Source organism: Mesorhizobium sp. 1B3, assembly GCF_050958605.1.
Lineage (GTDB): Bacteria > Pseudomonadota > Alphaproteobacteria > Rhizobiales > Rhizobiaceae.
In genome coordinates this window covers 15,007-31,352 of record NZ_JBJHDO010000023.1, presented here as the reverse complement: position 1 = coordinate 31,352, position 16,346 = coordinate 15,007, and the positions used below count along the sequence as shown (strand labels likewise).

Annotated in this window: 11 protein-coding genes and 1 pseudogene; 5 read left to right on the top strand and 7 right to left on the bottom strand. The window is 53.4% G+C overall.

The annotated features are described in order from the left end of the window. Positions 1–57: 57 nt before the first annotated feature. The 4 genes from ACCO56_RS32325 to ACCO56_RS32310 are packed head-to-tail and all read left to right on the top strand — an operon-like array spanning position 58 to position 3,679. A complete protein-coding gene (locus tag ACCO56_RS32325) occupies positions 58–1,299 on the top strand; it encodes a class I SAM-dependent methyltransferase (protein ID WP_433645080.1) in 1,242 nt (413 codons plus the stop codon). Beyond that, positions 1,296–2,228 carry a Gfo/Idh/MocA family oxidoreductase gene (locus tag ACCO56_RS32320; RefSeq protein ID WP_433645079.1) on the top strand — a complete coding sequence of 311 codons (933 nt, stop codon included), beginning with the start codon at positions 1,296–1,298 and terminating at the stop codon, positions 2,226–2,228. Before ACCO56_RS32325 ends, ACCO56_RS32320 begins: the two co-directional genes overlap by 4 nt. Before the next feature lie 33 nt (positions 2,229–2,261). Then, positions 2,262–3,272 carry a glycosyltransferase family 2 protein gene (locus tag ACCO56_RS32315; RefSeq protein WP_433645078.1) on the top strand — a complete coding sequence of 337 codons (1,011 nt, stop codon included), beginning with the start codon at positions 2,262–2,264 and terminating at the stop codon, positions 3,270–3,272. A 17-nt stretch (positions 3,273–3,289) separates the two neighbouring features. Continuing rightward, positions 3,290–3,679 (top strand): GtrA family protein, encoded by a 390-nt coding sequence (locus ACCO56_RS32310; protein WP_433645077.1) that lies wholly within the window; start codon positions 3,290–3,292, stop codon positions 3,677–3,679. Between the two features lie 61 nt (positions 3,680–3,740). Here ACCO56_RS32310 and ACCO56_RS32305 read toward each other — a convergent pair whose 3' ends face one another. Beyond that, positions 3,741–5,363: a hypothetical protein gene (locus tag ACCO56_RS32305; protein WP_433645076.1), complete on the bottom strand. Its 1,623-nt coding sequence runs from the start codon at positions 5,361–5,363 to the stop codon at positions 3,741–3,743. Between the two features lie 342 nt (positions 5,364–5,705). Between ACCO56_RS32305 and ACCO56_RS32300 the strand changes: the two genes are divergently transcribed. Further along, positions 5,706–7,511 (top strand): hypothetical protein, encoded by a 1,806-nt coding sequence (locus ACCO56_RS32300; protein WP_433645075.1) that lies wholly within the window; start codon positions 5,706–5,708, stop codon positions 7,509–7,511. A gap of 87 nt (positions 7,512–7,598) precedes the next feature. On the opposite strand, the pseudogene ACCO56_RS32295 reads toward ACCO56_RS32300, so the two are convergent. From ACCO56_RS32295 to gmd, 6 genes and pseudogenes are all read right to left on the bottom strand, one after another. Continuing rightward, positions 7,599–8,922 (bottom strand): annotated as a pseudogene (locus ACCO56_RS32295) (IS5 family transposase). Between the two features lie 398 nt (positions 8,923–9,320). Then, positions 9,321–10,385 (bottom strand): FkbM family methyltransferase, encoded by a 1,065-nt coding sequence (locus ACCO56_RS32290; RefSeq protein ID WP_433645074.1) that lies wholly within the window; start codon positions 10,383–10,385, stop codon positions 9,321–9,323. 5 nt (positions 10,386–10,390) lie between these two features. Continuing rightward, positions 10,391–11,506 (bottom strand): glycosyltransferase, encoded by a 1,116-nt coding sequence (locus ACCO56_RS32285; protein ID WP_433645073.1) that lies wholly within the window; start codon positions 11,504–11,506, stop codon positions 10,391–10,393. Further along, entirely contained in the window at positions 11,499–12,725 is a 1,227-nt protein-coding gene (locus ACCO56_RS32280; RefSeq protein WP_433645072.1) for a hypothetical protein, read from the bottom strand. The genes ACCO56_RS32285 and ACCO56_RS32280 overlap by 8 nt, the downstream gene beginning before the upstream one ends. A 1,113-nt stretch (positions 12,726–13,838) precedes the next feature. Further along, positions 13,839–14,807: a GDP-L-fucose synthase gene (gene fcl / locus ACCO56_RS32275; protein ID WP_433645071.1), complete on the bottom strand. Its 969-nt coding sequence runs from the start codon at positions 14,805–14,807 to the stop codon at positions 13,839–13,841. A gap of 10 nt (positions 14,808–14,817) precedes the next feature. Then, the gene (gmd, locus tag ACCO56_RS32270; protein ID WP_433645070.1) at positions 14,818–15,885 is read right to left on the bottom strand and encodes a GDP-mannose 4,6-dehydratase; all 1,068 of its coding nucleotides are present in this window, start codon (positions 15,883–15,885) and stop codon (positions 14,818–14,820) included. Between the last annotated feature and the right edge of the window lie 461 nt (positions 15,886–16,346).

The window sequence follows — 16,346 nt, the reverse complement described above, 5'->3', positions numbered from 1 at the left end:
CAAACCACAGACAGATGGCCAGATAGGACGCGGCCGAATTGTACGGGATCAAAGAACATGACCAAAGGGTTGCATATCATCAACCATTGCGAGGTTTGCGGCGGAAAAGAGTTAAGAAAGGTCCTTGATCTCGGAGCTCATCCGATGTGCGACGATCTTGTTGCAATTGGAGAGGATCGTCAGTGCCGGGAGTATCCGATCGAGATTCTCTTTTGCGATCGATGCATCACTGCTCATCAACGCTACCAAATCCCAAAACAGGAACTTTTTCCGTCCACCTATCATTATCGCTCCCGTCACACTGCGGATGTAATAGCGGGGATGGAACAACTAGTTGCTGCTTGCAGTGGCGAGCTTGGGAGCCTAGCTGACAAGATAGTTCTCGACGTTGGATGCAATGACGGAAGTCTACTTACAAAATTTCGAGAAGCTGGCGCCCGAACCTATGGTATCGAACCAACAGGCGCGGCTTTCGACGCGCAAGCAGCTGGTCATAACGTACTGAATGATTTTTTAAGCGAAGAGGTGGCGGCAAACTTCGTCGAGAAGAATGGCCATCCGGATATCATCACCTTCACAAATGTCTTCGCACATATTGAAGATCTCGCAGCCGTCATTCGGTCACTGCTAGTTTTAGCTCACAAACAAACCACGATAGTAATCGAGAATCACTATCTCGGCGCAATTGTTGAGCGGAGGCAGTTCGATACTTTCTATCATGAGCACCCGCGAACTTACAGCTATACGTCATTCACATTCATCGCGGAGTCACTGGGTGGCCGCATCGCCAAGTTAGAATTCCCGAGCCGATATGGCGGCAATATTCGTGTGTTCATCCAGCCCACGGAGAATGATGAGAAAGTTCATGACCGCTGGAACGAAGTTCACAATCGCGAGCAAAATTTCGGCGCGATGCTGGAGCAGATGGAGCATGATATTGCCGCTTGGAAAACGGCAAAGAAGGCTGAGTTGGAAAATGAATTGGCCAAACGCGGCAAGCTGGTGGCGAAGGCCTTCCCCGGCCGCGCCGCTATACCCATCAAGCTGCTGAATCTCGATGAAACGATGATTTCGGCAGTGTATGAGAAGCCGGCTTCGGCCAAAATTGGACATTTTGTGCCTGGAACGCGAATTCCAATTCGCTCAGACGATGAGTTCGATCCGACCACGGAAAGTGGTCCGATCATCAACATGGCCTGGCATATCTCTTCAGAGATCGAAGCCTACATGCGCGACAGGGGGTACCGAGGCCAACTCATCGATATCATAGCTCCTGGCGATTTCCCTGAGAACCGATGAGAGTTGGCATCCTAGGCTCTGGGTTTGGGTTGTACGGATATCTTCCGGCGCTGATAGGCTTGCGTAAAGAAGTCGTATTGCCTGTTCGTTATCGTCAGAAGCTGATGGGTCGCAACGACGTTGCACATCTAGATTCCCACATAAAGTGGGTACAGAACGAGGAGGCGCTACTTGCCTCCTCTGATGCACTTGTCATTTCACAGCGACCTTGTGACCAGGTCAGTTGGGTCGAGCTTGCAATCAGCTCGTCAGATATCACCCACTACTTGTTAGAAAAACCTTTAGCTCCTTCCCCAACCGAGGCCCGAACACTTCTAGAGCTCCTCTTCGGAGCAGGAAACAATGTCCGCATCGGTTACACTTTTCGTTTCACATCTTGGGCAGCTAGGTTAAAGGCCGTCTTGGCTCAAGCAAGCCCGGATGATCGGCTACTGATTGAATGGCGCTTTAGAGCACATCACTACGCTACGGACGCAGAAACCTGGAAAAGGCATCACAGCCAAGGTGGAGGAGCATTGCGTTTTTACGGCATACACGTGATCGCGCTGCTTGCCGAACTGGGATATCGCCAAGCTACGGCCAGTTGCATAGAAGGCGCGGGCGACGATGATGCCCGCCGCTGGGAGGCGACTTTTGCTGGGCCTCGCTTGCCGAATTGCAGCACTTACCTGGACAGCGATGCCCCGAGTGCGAGCTTTCACGTGCGGTTGGCTGACGGTCGGTCTCAGGAGCACACGGTAGTTACCTTACGTGATCCATTTGACCAGGCAACGAACGAAGGAGGCTACGATCGCAGGGTTGAGGTTCTCTCAACACTTTGTAGATCGCTGCTCGATGGGACGCCTGAGAGTTCTAGCTGGTACTACAACTCGATTGACCTGTGGACTGCGGCCGAGAAAGGCGCAACTGGCAACGCGCCCAATGAATAGGTTGTCAGGCGCGACCCTCAAGGTAAAAGGCTAATGGAAGCTAAGTCATTGTTGGAACCGACTAACAGCCGTACGAAGGCTCCGGAACATGCTGACCGCAAGCTGATCAGCATTGTCACCCCTTTCTACAACGAAGAAGACAGCATCGTAGATTGCGTTGAGTCGATCAGAGCGATCTTCTCTAGCGAACTAAGCGAATACGATTACGAGCATATTTTTTGCGACAACTGCTCCACGGATGGAACCCTCTCCATTCTAAAGAAGATTGCGTCAGAGGATCCCCGCGTAAAGATCATCGTCAATTCGCGGAATTTCGGAATACTCAAGAATACTTACAATGGGGTTTTAGCAACATCAGGCGATGCAATACTATTGTTTCTCCCAGTTGACCTTCAAGACCCCCCGGAACTTTTGCCGGAGCTTTTAAGATACTGGCGAGACGGCTATGAAGTAGTTTACGGGATGCGCGCGCAGAGAGAGGAACATCTGATTCTTAAATCGGCCCGCAAACTATACTACCGCCTGCTTAGCCGGCTCACCTATGTCAACTACCCTCCCGATGCAGGAGATTTTCAGCTTGTGGACCGGAAGGTCCTCGACGCGATGAGGCGTATCGATGATGCGCAGCCCTTCATGCGACTCATGACGTTTGATGTCGGATTCAGGTCAAAGGGCGTCAAATACACCTGGCGCGCGCGCAAGCACGGAAAATCTCGAAATCAACTCTCCCATATGTTCGGGCAGGGGTTGAATGGAATCATTAGCTTCTCAGGGGCTCCGGTTCGAATTGCGCTGCTCTGCGGCTTCGCGATTTCAGCGTTGAGCGTAGTTTATGCGTTTGCCGTGATGGTTCTAACGCTGACCGGCCACGTCGCGACGATCAGCGGAGTCCCTACAATAATTGCGGCTCTCTTCTTTTTTGGGGGTGTTCAGCTCTTTTTTCTCGGCCTGATCGGAGAGTATATCGTTGCGATATTCAATCAGGTAAGAAAGAAACCTCTCGTGATCGAGCGCGAACGAATTAACTTTGACGGCAACGGCTAATGTTGCCGATAGATCACATGAGCAACTCCCTAAAGACACTCTACAAGCACCGCTTTTCTAAGTTTATTCTAGTCGGCTTGTTTAACACAGCGTTTGGATATTCTGTTTTTTCTTTTATTTATGTGATCTCACTAAATTACAATATTGCGTTATTTCTCTCAACGGTTATTGGAACTATTTTCAACTTTTTCACAACCGGACGCATTGTTTTTTCGAACAGAAGTTGGCGAGCACTTCCTCCATTCTTTCTTTCCTATTGTGCCGCCCTCGCACTCAATTTCGTCGTCCTGAATTCTCTTGTTTACGCCGGCGTGACACCATTACTCGCACAAGCGGCTGCCCTGCCGGTAATTGTGATCACCTCCTATATGATCAATGCACGGTACGTATTTCGCAGCGTCTCCTGAATGAATGCACTTGGACGCGACCGAGCAAAGGGGGCCGGACGCCGCATCTCCCCTCACAGCATTATAATCTTCTGTACACTTTGAAGCTGCCTAGAGGAAATTCCTTGTTCAGTATCTCCTGATACCAGTCTGCGAACTTTGGACCGATTGGATTGAAGGGTTTATAATAAGGATCCGCGTGGGTAACCACTATGCTAGGTCTATGAGCGGGTTCTTCAAAGAAAGCTTGACTAAGAGCAAGTCCGCGTGGGTTCATCGTGTCGCTCAGCGGAAAGACAGCTAGCATCGAAGGCCTGGCTGGGGTTGCCAGGATAAGCCCATAAATTCGTCCTACGAACGCGATCCGCTTATCGGGTCCGATGAGGGGCGAGACAGTGTCTCGCATCCAACGAATTGTCTCAACTTGCTCTGGTTGTCCCCGCAATCCCGCATATGCTCCCGATGATACAAGGGTTCGGGACGGAGAAACGTTTGGATAATCTCCATAATAGTGAAACAGGGATGTGACCAACACGGCAACCATCGACACTATTAGCGCGGTGGAGCGTCCCAGGGATACGATCCATCGTGATCTGATATTCAAAATTGTGGCGATCCACTGGCCAACGGTCTTTGCACGCCACAAACTCCCCGGGCCCGACACAAGCCCGACAAGCGAAATCGCAGCCGCAGCGGCGGCGCCTACAGGAAAATTTAGCACGCTATTAAATGCAGAGGCCATCGTAGTTAGCCCTGCCGCGAGTGACACCAACCATAATAAGGCAATCACGCGATGACGGTCAGGTGCGCCGGAACGTAGTCCGAAAATAAGGCCAATGCCGGTCAGTGCCACGACTGTGACCACATCATGCGATCGGCAAAAAAGCACATATGGCGCCGTAAAGAGCCACCCTACAAGGACAGCAATCAAGAAGCCGGTCAAAGCTGGTCCGAGCAGAGTGCGCAGCAACCCGACCACCATCGCTCCTACGCATGCGCCTAGAAATGTGGGATTGCCGCGTAGAAGCTGCAGAGAGTAGTCGAGCTTGCGTTCCCACCCCCCTACGTCGTTGATTGCGGCTAAGTAGGCGACGCTTGCTAAGAGGTGTTCAGGCGCGAGCGCCACAACTACCAACAGCCAAGCGATCAACTGGAAGATCAGAGCCACTACCCCATATCGTACCCCGAAACGAACTCCACACATCGCGGATACCAGGACCAAGCAAACCCCAAACGGCAGGAAGAGCGATGGGTAGGCCGTAATCGCGATCGCCCACCCGGCCGCCGAAACATTGGAGCCTAATCCTAATGGACGCTCATCCAGCAGCATGTGGCCGAGACCGCTCAAGGCGATCGCCATTCCCTGTATTCCCAATGTATTATACGAAACGGCCGGCAATCCGAAGGGAATGAAGGCCAGCGCGAAAGCCGCGCAAAGCCAAGCATAAATCGGGTTGCTTAGCCTCATGAACAAAGAAAGCCAGACGATGCAAGAAACAATCGAGGATGCGAGGTATATCCACCTTAGCGATAATACCAAACCATCGCTTTCTCCAAATAATTCAGCACGGGCCCGAAGCAATGCGAACGCCGGCAGCAACGCTGTCTGATGCGCGGTTGTCAATGTGCTTGTGCGGATCCCACCTTTGAGCCAATCATCAACGAATATGGCATAGTATGCCTCGTCTGAGAGATCGATACCCATTGGGAGGCGCCAGAGAAGCGCCAAAGCGACGAGGCAGAACAAAGATCCGCCAATCAACGCCGCACGGGAGGGCGTCGTATAGGAGCCTGACTTGATCGGCCGAAGGAACACGCCCCGCCAATAACTTTCTGAACGCATCAAAGACAAGAAGCACCTGCGAGCTGTCAATCGTTTGTTCAACCAGGGCACTGCCGCGCTGATTGTGGTGGGTCGAGTTCGCCCCAAAATTGGATAACGGTTTTCACTCGGGCGGTACAGATCGCCTGTGGACCACGCTCGTCGCAAAAGCTATGCCGTCTTCGCGCCTAGTGCGTCGCTGATTCACAAGCCAATGGAAAAGTCGTGGCTGCCTTATTCAATCTCACGAACGTTCGAACTTCGGCAGACGCTTACCGCCTCAAGGCCGGATTCTCGTTCGCAGAATATACGATGGGCTTGCTGGCCAGCTTGGCCTTGATTGGCTTTTTCCAAATCCCACCGGGCTCACTGCTTTTTATGGGAGGCGACAACGTTCAAAACTTCGCCTTCGCAAAGAGCTATATCAACGGCGATGGATTCCGCTTCAATACGGCGCTTGGCTTTCCAGGTGTCCAGGACACATACTATTTCCCCTCTTTCGACTTGAGCTATAGATTATTTTTATGGCTCACAAGCTTTTTTACAGATAACCCGATCGTAAGTTACTACGCGCTGTATCTTGTTGGCTTCTCAGCCATGTATGTAACTTCTCTGTTGGCATTCCGCTGGCTAGGAATGAGGCCTTGGGTTGCGACGATAGGAGCGGCCTTATACATAGTTACCCCTTACTTTGGCTTCCGCTCTTTGGTACATGATTTCCTTGCACTGTATTTCAGCGTGCCGCTAGGTGCAGCGCTGGCCCTTAAGATTTTTACTCTTTCACACCATGAGAATTTCCGCACCTTTCTGGCCAAGCCTCTTTTCTGGATATCAGTTATCGTTGTGGCAACATCGGGGTTATACTACGCTTTCTTTTCCGCCTTTTTTTGCGTTTTTCTTGGAGTGCTGGGCGCGGTTAAGCAGCGGCGAGCGGTGCCCCTTCTATTGGCCCTCGCGATAGTATCTATCGTATTTCCCCTCGTCCTCTTCTCAGGATATGGTATCGATCTTCCTGCGATGCTGCGCGGCGACATACCACAGATTCCCCGCGACGCCATGTCGCAATTATCTCTGGGCCTAAGCTTAGCGGAGGGGCTGCACGTTTTAGCGGACGTCCCCTTTCTCAGTTGGATGTATGATGCCTATGAAAGCACCCGACCTTACCTGTCCAACGTCACCGGATTGGCAGAGTGGCCTGGGGTTCTTCTAACGGCCGTTGTGCTGACCTCGCCCTTGCTTTTATCCCTCACTGCGCTCTCGCACCCACCCGCCATCTCGCGCTGGAACGCTCTACTTTTTGCATGCCTCTCATGCATTGTTATCGGGATTATTTATTCAATCAACGGCGGACTAGCATATTATTTTAATATGCTAGTCTCGCCGGCAATTCGCGCGACGGCACGTATAATGCCGTTCTTGACGTTTTTCTCGCTTATGTTCGTGTTGACGATTTCAGAAATTTGCCTTTCGTCAAAAACGTATTTCGCAAGGCGCGTTGCCCCATTCCTCATTTTTTTGGCGCTCGCGGCTTCTGCAGCCCCTGCGTTCGGTGTCCTCGCAAACAAGTCTCGCTTAGCTCTAGCTCAGCATGGAGTCCAAGATAATATTGAAAGCATTTACAAAATGCTTTCGGCGAAGGATCGCTCACATATACAAGCAGTCTTGCAACTGCCTCACGTCCGATGGCCTGAATCAGCTCCGATAAACGGGCTTACAGATCCGTATTCTCTCGAATTTCCATTTGTTTTGGACAGTCCTCACTCCATAACGAGATGGAGTTTCGGGGGCTATTACACTCAGGAGAGCTTTCTAAAAATAAATGCAATCATAGGGCTCCGGACAGGATTGCCTCAGGCGGCCATAGAGCTCGGCTTCGACGCGATAATGATCGAAAAATCGGCCTACTCAGCAACTGAGTTGTCGACGTTGGTGCGCGATATAATAACCGGGTCCCAACGCGGCTGTGTCGTACATGAGGACGATTTCCGGATTATGTTTGGTCTGACTTCACGGCAGTGTACACCTAGCTGAGGCAATTTCCTGGCATGAAGGGATGGCAGGCATTGACAATCGTGATGAAGTGCTTCTTTCCACAGTCGATCGTGAACAATTGCGCGGCTAGGCGGGACGCTCTTTGGGCCGGCTCTGAAGCGCCGCGAGGACGAGGCACAAAAACAGCTTCAGCCAGTTGAGCAGGAGGGCGAAGTTGTAGCCGGCGGGGGCCAGGATGGCATTGACGGCATCGCCTTGGGCATGGGCGAGGTAGTTGCGGCCCATCCTGTGTTCGTTCTTGATGTGGCCGATCACCGGCTCGACCGCCGATCGCCGCCGCATCTGACGCTTGATGGCAGGTGTCACGCGGCGCTTCTGGCCGGCGGCGAAGACCCTGAACTTGTGGCGCGTTGTGGCCGCGGTAGCCGGCATCGGCGAGCATGCGCTCGATGTCGGCGCCGATAGTGGCTTCCATCGCGGGAATGACCGTCTCGAGCGTGTGCCCGTCGTAAGGGTTGCGGGGAAGGGCCATGGCGTGCAGGGCGAACTGGCCACCCTTGCAGCGCTTCAGCGTCGTTGCCACCGACACCTTCACCCCGAACTCGTAGGGCGCGTGGGCCTTGCCCTTGCCGATGCACTCGACCTCATGGGCGTGCAGGCTGTAGATCTTGCGGCCGCGCTGCCTCTGTTGGAGGACCGTCGAGGCCTGGTAGAGCGGCCACTTGAAGAGCGCGTCCAGCTGCGCGTCGTCGCCGACTTGGCGCGTGATGTCGCGGATGGTCCGCCCGAGATAGGTCTTCAGCTTGCGCAGCGCCTTGCCGGCCCGCTTGAACTGTTTGGCGTGGGCGTAACGCTGATGCATGATCAGTGCCCGCTTGCCGACCCGGACATAGGTCTGACGCAACGCGAGCCCCGCCTTCCTGGCCAGCCGCACCAAGCGTTCGCGGGCGCGGTGGATGAGCTTGGCGTCGGTCGGGAACATCACATTCTTGGGCTGCACCGTGCTGTCGACAATGACCCGGCGCGTGTCTTGCGGCGTCATCGCCCCGGTCTTGACCGCCACCGCCAGGCTTTCCTGCAAGAGCGCGCCGATCCGCTCCTCGCCCATGCGCTGGCGCCAGCGGGTCATCGAGGAGCGGTCGAACGGCAGCGCGTGGCAGAAGAACTCTTCGCCGCATAGATACTGGAAATACGGATTCTCGATCCAGCGCTCGCACAGCGCCTCGTCCGACAGGTTGAAGGTGTGCTTGAGGATCGCCAGCCCGGCCATCAGTCGGGTCGGCAGCGGCGGCATGCCCGGCCCGTCCGAATAGACCGTGCCGAAGCGCGCCTCCAGCACCGGCCAGTCGATGGCCTGCGCCAGGCGCACCAGCTCATGCTGCATGTTGAGGATCTGATCGAGCCGGGCCCGGAACAGATCCTGTGCTCCCGTCTCGCGTCGTTCGCCCATCCCCTGGCTCTCCGATTCACCGCGATAAAGGCAGTGAATCACGCCGCGCCCGCCAAGGGAATCGTAAATTGAAATTGCAAGAAAACTGCCCACAAACAGAGCATTTCCTGCAATCTCGAAATCTTCGAAACTGCCAATTCCTATGTGAAATCAGCGACTTTCGAATTCTTCACGACCGACTTCCACAGCTCCAACGTGGTCTTTCATGGGTTCCGACGGTTAGCCCTTTTGGGCGGTTTGGATCATTGGTTTAACCATCCCCAGCACTTGTTCCCCAACTACTGACCAGTCTTGGCAGGTTGGCTTCGCAGATTTTAACAGGGGTCCGGCGCGAATTACCTAATCTAAGTCCCGAAGATCGAACGGGCGCATCCTTGGTTGTGCCTTGCCAAGATCGGTCACTTACGAACAAAAAGAACGTTAGCGCCTTCCAAGCTGTCTGGTGCACCTGTCCATTTGTGAAGCTCACCTGGCCTCTCTTCATCAATCACGAACCCCACAAAACCGTCTGAAGAAAGCTGTTTATGAAAGGCTTCGGAAGATAGACCCGTCCGCCCAAAATGGGATGCAGACCATTCCATAATGATATGCAGGGTTGGGCTTTCACCGATAATTCTCGTCATCCCTTGGTATACGAGCGGTTCAGCACCCTCAGCATCGATTTTTACAAGGTCGACGGGCGTACTTGCCGGAATGAGATCGTCCAATCTAAACGTTTCCACTTCTCTGGCCTCTGCTCCCTGCACAGGAAACAACGAGCTCTCCGGGCTGTGTGCAGTTCGATAAAACATAGTAGAACCCGCTCGTTCGGCGGCGGCAGCACAGGTCAAGGAACTGCGCGCCTCGAAGCCGTTGAGCCGCAAAGTGCGCCTTAAGGCTTCTGCTATTGACGAATTGGGCTCAATGGCATGTACCATGCCTCCCGAACCAACGCATTCGGCCATGGTCAATGTGTGCAGCCCCACATTTGCCCCGACATCTACAGCTACAGATCCCTCTTTCAAATGGGAACGGATTGCCGCAGTCACTCCCGGCTCAATCGTGTGCGGTCCGTGTCTAACGAGATAAGTTATCAAGCCAACTTCAGCGGAGGGGAGAACAATGTCGTAGTCGCCGTTTATCAAGACAGCGTCAGTATTCGGAGAGGTATACACGATGTCCTCTCTTATCAACTTCGCTACCTCACGACTAAGCTCTCCAAAATGGTAAACCATATAGCCATCCAACCGGTTGATCTCCGATCGCAAACTCCCGAGAAATGCAGCGTCTTCATCGAGCCGCTTGTTCAACGCTTCAAATCGAGCGACGATGCCCCGTTCCAGATGCGACGTTGCTTCGCCGGCGTCGAGCCGCTGATTTAGTGCTTCAAATCGAGCAACAATTCCGCGTTCTAAGTGAGCCGTTTGTTCACCGTTCAGAAGGCTCGTTACTTTATCAACAACGCGACGAAATCTACTAGCCATGTGCGTCAGCCAAAAGCCACGTCTGCCAATGTCGGCTTGGCTCGAATGGAAGCCAATGCCTCCTGCCATTTGAGGCGGGATTCACTCGTCGAGAAGGTATCAACGATAGCGTGCTGAGATTCTCGAATTGCATCACTCAACACTTTATCCCCGCCCAACAGGCGTGAAGCCTTCTCTTGCATGTCTTCGACATCTTCGCAACATCCAGGAAAGGCCTGCGCCGCGAGAAAATCGAGGAGGCCACCTCTAAGATAAAGAACAGGGCATCCGACAATCATTGCCTCAATCGGAGAATAGTGGACGTGGCGCGGCTCGGTAGAGGGGTAAACGAATACGGATACACGGGAATAAAGATCCAGCAACTCTCCATCCGTCATGTATGGAAGGACTGCCGGATCCGTTGGCCGAATATTTTGCCTTCCCATTATCACATGAGGCAGATGGCCGAAACTGTCCTTCAGCGCCTCGTAGACGTTCCGGTAATAGGGGCTATCCATGATATTTGGGCAAAGCAGCAGGGCTGTCGTCTGCTTACCGGTCCAGGTGTCCGATCGCTCCCAGATCATCTGCGGAATTGCCAGAGGAATCGTCTTGGCTCTGGCAGCGAGACGCCCATCCTCAATGTGCGCAAGGTTCCCGAAGCCTTGGCCGAGCAAGAAGCGGTGGTCCAACGTCTTGATTGCATCGAGCTGCCAATCGCTGAAGAAGGACGTATAGCGAGCAGGGTTCTCCCGGCCGAAGACACGCGCGACGATCAGGCCTTCAAATCTGTCAATGGCTTCAAAGATCGGAGTTGTGTAACCAGATACACTTGAAACTAGAGCGTCGAAATAGCGATTGATGATGAGCGACAATGTCGGCGACCAGGGAGAGGTATAGAAGTGGTGCTCGTTGAGGATCGCCAAGGCGGCCGGGGGCAACTCTAGTTCGTTGTCATACTGATAGTCGATCTTGGCGCTTCTATATCCTGGATCATTGGGCACCCTTTTTGGAATGAACACGGAAAAACCGAGATCCTGAAAAATTGGAACCTCAGCATCCATTAGGGTTTTGTGATTGACGATCCAGAGAAGCCGCCGATGGCCATCAGCTTTCCTGCCAGTGGGATTAGGGCTATTCATGATTTCTCTTGGCCATCTGTTGGGTTTCAAAAAGTCTCGTAAGGAGACCCTGATACTCACGCGTGCGAGCGCCAGGGGACTCGCCTTGTAAGTTGTGCCCTGGGGAAGTGCCAGCCTTGAAATCGCTTTCCGCCGCTAGCAGGGCATTAGCCGAGAGGAGCGGGTCACTGAAAGGATGGAAGCGAGCAACCACTCCGTACTTGTCGCAAAGATAACGCATCTGCGAGTAGTCGCTACTCACGAACTGTCGGTCAGCACGTGCGGCGTCAAAGGCAACAAAAGTTCCGTTGTCTACGACAACGTTGTGCCAAACTACCGCTGCCGACTGAACGAGATTCAGGTAGTCGCCGTCCGAAACCTCACCGACAAACTTAATATGTGACAGCACAGTGGGCTCGCGCGCGAATTCTTGAGCAAGGACTCCCCTTTGATCCGCGCAGGGGTTCAGCTGCTCAGTATCCTGACCACAAATGACGACGTCGAGACCGCCCCCTAGCACCTCATAATACGCTTTAAGCGCTTCTATCGCGCACTTCGTATTCTTGTGCGGCGATGCATTCGTTACCCACAAGATGAAGTTCGATGGAAGCTCCGGAGACGGAGCACCCAGCTGTGCGGTTGCGCTGCGAGCAAGCGGGTCAATAAGCGTTGGTACAAGAATCGATCGCTCGCACGGTACTCGAGCATATTCAATAACGTCCTGCCGCGTGGCAGGCGTGGTGGAGAAAACAAACTTTGCGGAACGCCACCCCCTAAAAGTCTCCTCCTGCTTCGCCCACATGGGCTGCGCATCAACGCCGCCAAAAATCTCTGGAACGTACTTCTGGATCAGGTCAGCGCAAAAAATTCCGGTCGGTCGGCAAGGTACAACGAAACCTTCGAGTGAACAGGAAAAAATGATCCATGCATCACAATCGAGGAAGTCGTAGGTGCCGTCGCGGGGAGCCATCAGGATCGGATTTTCCGGTGCTTCGAAACCATGGATCTTTGCCGCGTCCGCCGCGGCCACGCTCTCCCAATGGAAACGCCGAAGAGAAATCAACTCGTGCCCTGAAAATTCACCTTCAAGTGTTTTCCAGTCGTAAGGGCCGTCCTTTCTTATGCCGATCACAACTTCGACTTCACGCTCGGTCGTCTCGCTTAAAAGCTTCGCAAGTGCTCTGGCATTTCTCAGCATTCCGGCCCGCCACGCCGCGCTCATCAGAATCGCAACTTTCACCCCGCCACCCCCTAGTAATATAACGAGTTCAGCTGCTGCCACCCTTTGGTGCCCCGGATGTGGCTGCAGGAGTCGCTTATAGTGCCAGCGCTTTCTCCCTAGTAGTTGATCTACTCGAAGGTCAAGATGGCCGTTGCAACGAAAAGAATTATTCGGTCTCGCCAATATTCTTTTCACGTCGAATGGATGACTTCTCGACAGACCGGCAAGAGCGCCCTCCTGCCTCCATTCCGACACAGGAGGGCGCTCTATTGGCTTGATTTTCCGCATTCTCGCGAGGCGACCAGAACCGGCCGGCTTGCAGGGCTATCGGCGCGCAAATATCAAGTTTATGTACTCGCCATCTTCCTCGCGGTGAACGACCTCGAAGCCAGTCCGACCAGCCAACACGTCCGAAGAGCGGCCTGTCAAAAACAGGGTGCGGACCGTGTGAATGGATATGAGTATTGTAACAGGGCGATGGGCCATTGTTCCCTCGTCCTTGAGGAGTTCGCGGAACCCCTTGAATTGCTCGAGAGACTGGCGGAAATGTTCTATTACGTTGTTCGAGAATATCCCGTCAAAGCGGGCCGAAATTGCTTCTCGACTGTTAATGACGAACTGAGCGCCGTTCTCAGCTGTAGGCTCGTAGCCCTAAATGTCCCTTCTGGTCGCGGTCTTAACGACCTGAACGTTCTCAACTCATTCAGCGTCGAGTCGCTTTCTGAATAGCGGCTGTAGAGAAGTTTGTAGCCAGCGTGACGAATGATTCCGATAAATCGAGGTACTTCAGTGCTCGAACATATGCACTCGCATTTGGGGGCAATCGTATCGCCCCAATTCGCCGCCTCCGAACCGACATGTGTCCGTTCGCATCCGAAACCCGTCGTGCTTGTCCGTATGCCCGCAAACGATGCATCTGATGTCGCGATGCTAGCGTCTCTCGGCATAAATGACATCTAGCGCACTCCAAAAAGCTTTAACCGAATAGGTTTCGGCTAATTGAAGTTGATGTTCTATCTGCTCAATGCGAGACAGGAGTTCGTCTTGCATTTTGTTCCCTTTGGGCGCCCCTCACACACCCAGATAAACACCCACGCGCAACACCGCTGCGCACTTTTGCTGAAATTGCTCTTAGTCCGCGTTCAACCGAACGTTCCCTGTTTGAAGGTTATCGACAAACCATGAATAGGCGCTCTGGAGACCGACTTTCAATTCATAGCGAGGGCGCCACCCAGTCTCGCTAAGGCGCGAAACATCCAACAATTTTTGAGGCGTACCGTCTGGTTTACTCGGGTCGGTCTCAATTGCTCCTTCAAATCCTACCACTGCGGCCACGACTTGGGCCAATTCGAGGATAGAGATGTCTTTGCCTGAGCCAACATTTATGTGGCTATCCTCCGAATAAGTCTTAAGCAGATGCACTATCGCATCGGCTGCATCGTCGACATGGAGGAACTCGCGCCGCGGGGTTCCGGACCCCCAGATTGTCACCGTTGACCTCCCTGCCAGTTTCGCTTCATGCGCCTTACGGATAAGCGCTGGCACAACATGGCTCTTGGCCAGGTCGAAGTTGTCCCCGGGACCGTAAAGGTTCGTAGGCATGGCGGAGATGAAATCGGCGCCATATTGCCGGCGGTAAGCCTGACAAAGTTTGAGCCCCGCAATTTTGGCGATCGCATACCATTCGTTGGTTGGCTCAAGGGGACCAGTGAGGAGTGCGTCTTCCGGAATGGGTTGAGGCGCGAGTTTTGGATAAATGCATGACGAGCCAAGGAATAGTAACTTGCTCACATCGGTCCGGAAGGCAGCCTCAATGACATTCGTCTGGATTGCAAGGTTGTCATAGAGAAAATCGGCAGGAAAGTTGTCATTTGCCGAAATCCCCCCAACCCGCGCCGCAGCGAGCACTACGGCGTCCGGTCTATTCTGCTTCATCCAGTGGTGGACCGCGAATTGATCCCTCATGTCGAGATGTTCGCGGCTAACGGTCAGAATTTCGCAGTCCTCTGTTGCAAGACGACGCACCACCGCCGAGCCTACCATGCCTCGGTGGCCAGCCACAAAAACGCGCTTCCGGGTAAGTGAATAGACCTCGTTCATAACAGTAACGCTATGCCCAACGATTCCGGCGCCAGGCTTCTCTCTTAGTCAGTTCTATGTCGGATGCTACCATCTCGGCTACCAATTCGCGAAGCGAGGTCTTGTGCTGCCAGCCAAGCTTGGCTTTGGCCTTGCTCGGATTGCCGATCAGCAGATCGACTTCTGTTGGTCGAAAATAACGCGGATCAATCCGCACGAGGATCTGCCCAGAGGTCTGGTCACGCCCGACTTCGTCCACGCCAGTTCCTTCCCACTCAATAGTGCGACCAACCTCTGCAAATGCCATCTCAACGAAGGTGCGGACAGAGTGAGTTTCACCTGTTGCAAGCACGAAATCATCCGGCTCCTCGTGCTGAAGTATACGCCACATTCCCTCCACATAATCGCGGGCATGCCCCCAATCCCGCTTGGCATCCAAATTGCCGAGATATAGTGCCTCCTGCAGCCCCTGACTGATACCAGCAACTGCGCGGGTTATCTTGCGAGTTACAAACGTTTCGCCGCGTGTCGGGCCCTCGTGGTTGAAAAGAATACCGTTCGAGGCAAACATCCCGTAGGCTTCGCGATAATTTACCGTAATCCAATATGCGTAAAGTTTAGCAGCAGCATATGGAGATCGCGGGTAAAACGGGGTCGTTTCGGACTGAGGGACTTCTTGAACCTTACCATAGAGTTCAGAAGTCGATGCTTGGTAGAATCGAACTGTCTTCTCCATTCCGAGTATTCGAATGGCTTCGAGAATGCGCAACGTTCCTAGTGCGTCGGAATTACCAGTATACTCCGGCGTTTCGAAGCTGACTTGAACATGACTTTGCGCCGCCAAATTATATATTTCAGTTGGTTGTGTCTCTTGAACCAGCCGGATCAAATTGGTCGAATCCGTCAAATCTCCATAGTGGAGAAAGAACTTCGCGCCACTTTCGTGCGGGTCGACATAGATATTGTCTATCCGCTCCGTGTTAAAAGACGATGCGCGGCGCTTCACGCCATGAACTATGTATCCCTTGTCGAGGAGGAGCTTGGCAAGGTACGCGCCATCTTGCCCAGTCACTCCAGTGATCAACGCCGTGTTTTGCATTGTAGATCCTTCATTCAAGCGCCTCGCCTAGAGGCTAAGATTGACCACACCTCGTTCCGGTCACCATAGGGGCCGGGCGAATACACCTTTGTCCGCGAGCTCTACATGGAAAACGTGGCTCACTATACCAGCGGCGCAAGGCTCCAGCCCAATAAGCCGCCGAGAACAATTTAATATTCGTCGCGGGGTCTCCCAGCGGCCTTGGCGTTCATATCCTGCGAGATCTGCCCCAAATCCGATCGCCAGCCTGCCCGCTAGCTCTCTAACGGCGACCAATCTCAACCCTGCCTGAACCGACCCGGAAACTCGCCTCGAACCGCCGACTGCTCCGCAGGGGGAAAAATGACATCGTACCGGGGCATCTGTTTGTGGAACTCGTATCCGTTGAAGCTTTATCAAGGCGCTAATGAGACCGCCTAAGCGATGATCACAACCTTCTCACGCAACAATCTTTCGTTAGC

Bases quoted from the DNA above. Each gene is read 5' to 3' on its own strand.
- fcl (WP_433645071.1), bottom strand. From the start codon at position 14,807: ATGAACGAGGTCTATTCACTTACCCGGAAGCGCGTTTTTGTGGCTGGC.
- ACCO56_RS32285 (WP_433645073.1), bottom strand. From the start codon at position 11,506: ATGAATAGCCCTAATCCCACTGGCAGGAAAGCTGATGGCCATCGGCGG.
- gmd (WP_433645070.1), bottom strand. From the start codon at position 15,885: ATGCAAAACACGGCGTTGATCACTGGAGTGACTGGGCAAGATGGCGCG.
- ACCO56_RS32310 (WP_433645077.1), top strand. From the start codon at position 3,290: ATGAGCAACTCCCTAAAGACACTCTACAAGCACCGCTTTTCTAAGTTT.
- ACCO56_RS32315 (WP_433645078.1), top strand. From the start codon at position 2,262: ATGGAAGCTAAGTCATTGTTGGAACCGACTAACAGCCGTACGAAGGCT.
- ACCO56_RS32290 (WP_433645074.1), bottom strand. From the start codon at position 10,385: ATGGCTAGTAGATTTCGTCGCGTTGTTGATAAAGTAACGAGCCTTCTG.
- ACCO56_RS32305 (WP_433645076.1), bottom strand. From the start codon at position 5,363: ATGGGTATCGATCTCTCAGACGAGGCATACTATGCCATATTCGTTGAT.
- ACCO56_RS32320 (WP_433645079.1), top strand. From the start codon at position 1,296: ATGAGAGTTGGCATCCTAGGCTCTGGGTTTGGGTTGTACGGATATCTT.
- ACCO56_RS32325 (WP_433645080.1), top strand. From the start codon at position 58: ATGACCAAAGGGTTGCATATCATCAACCATTGCGAGGTTTGCGGCGGA.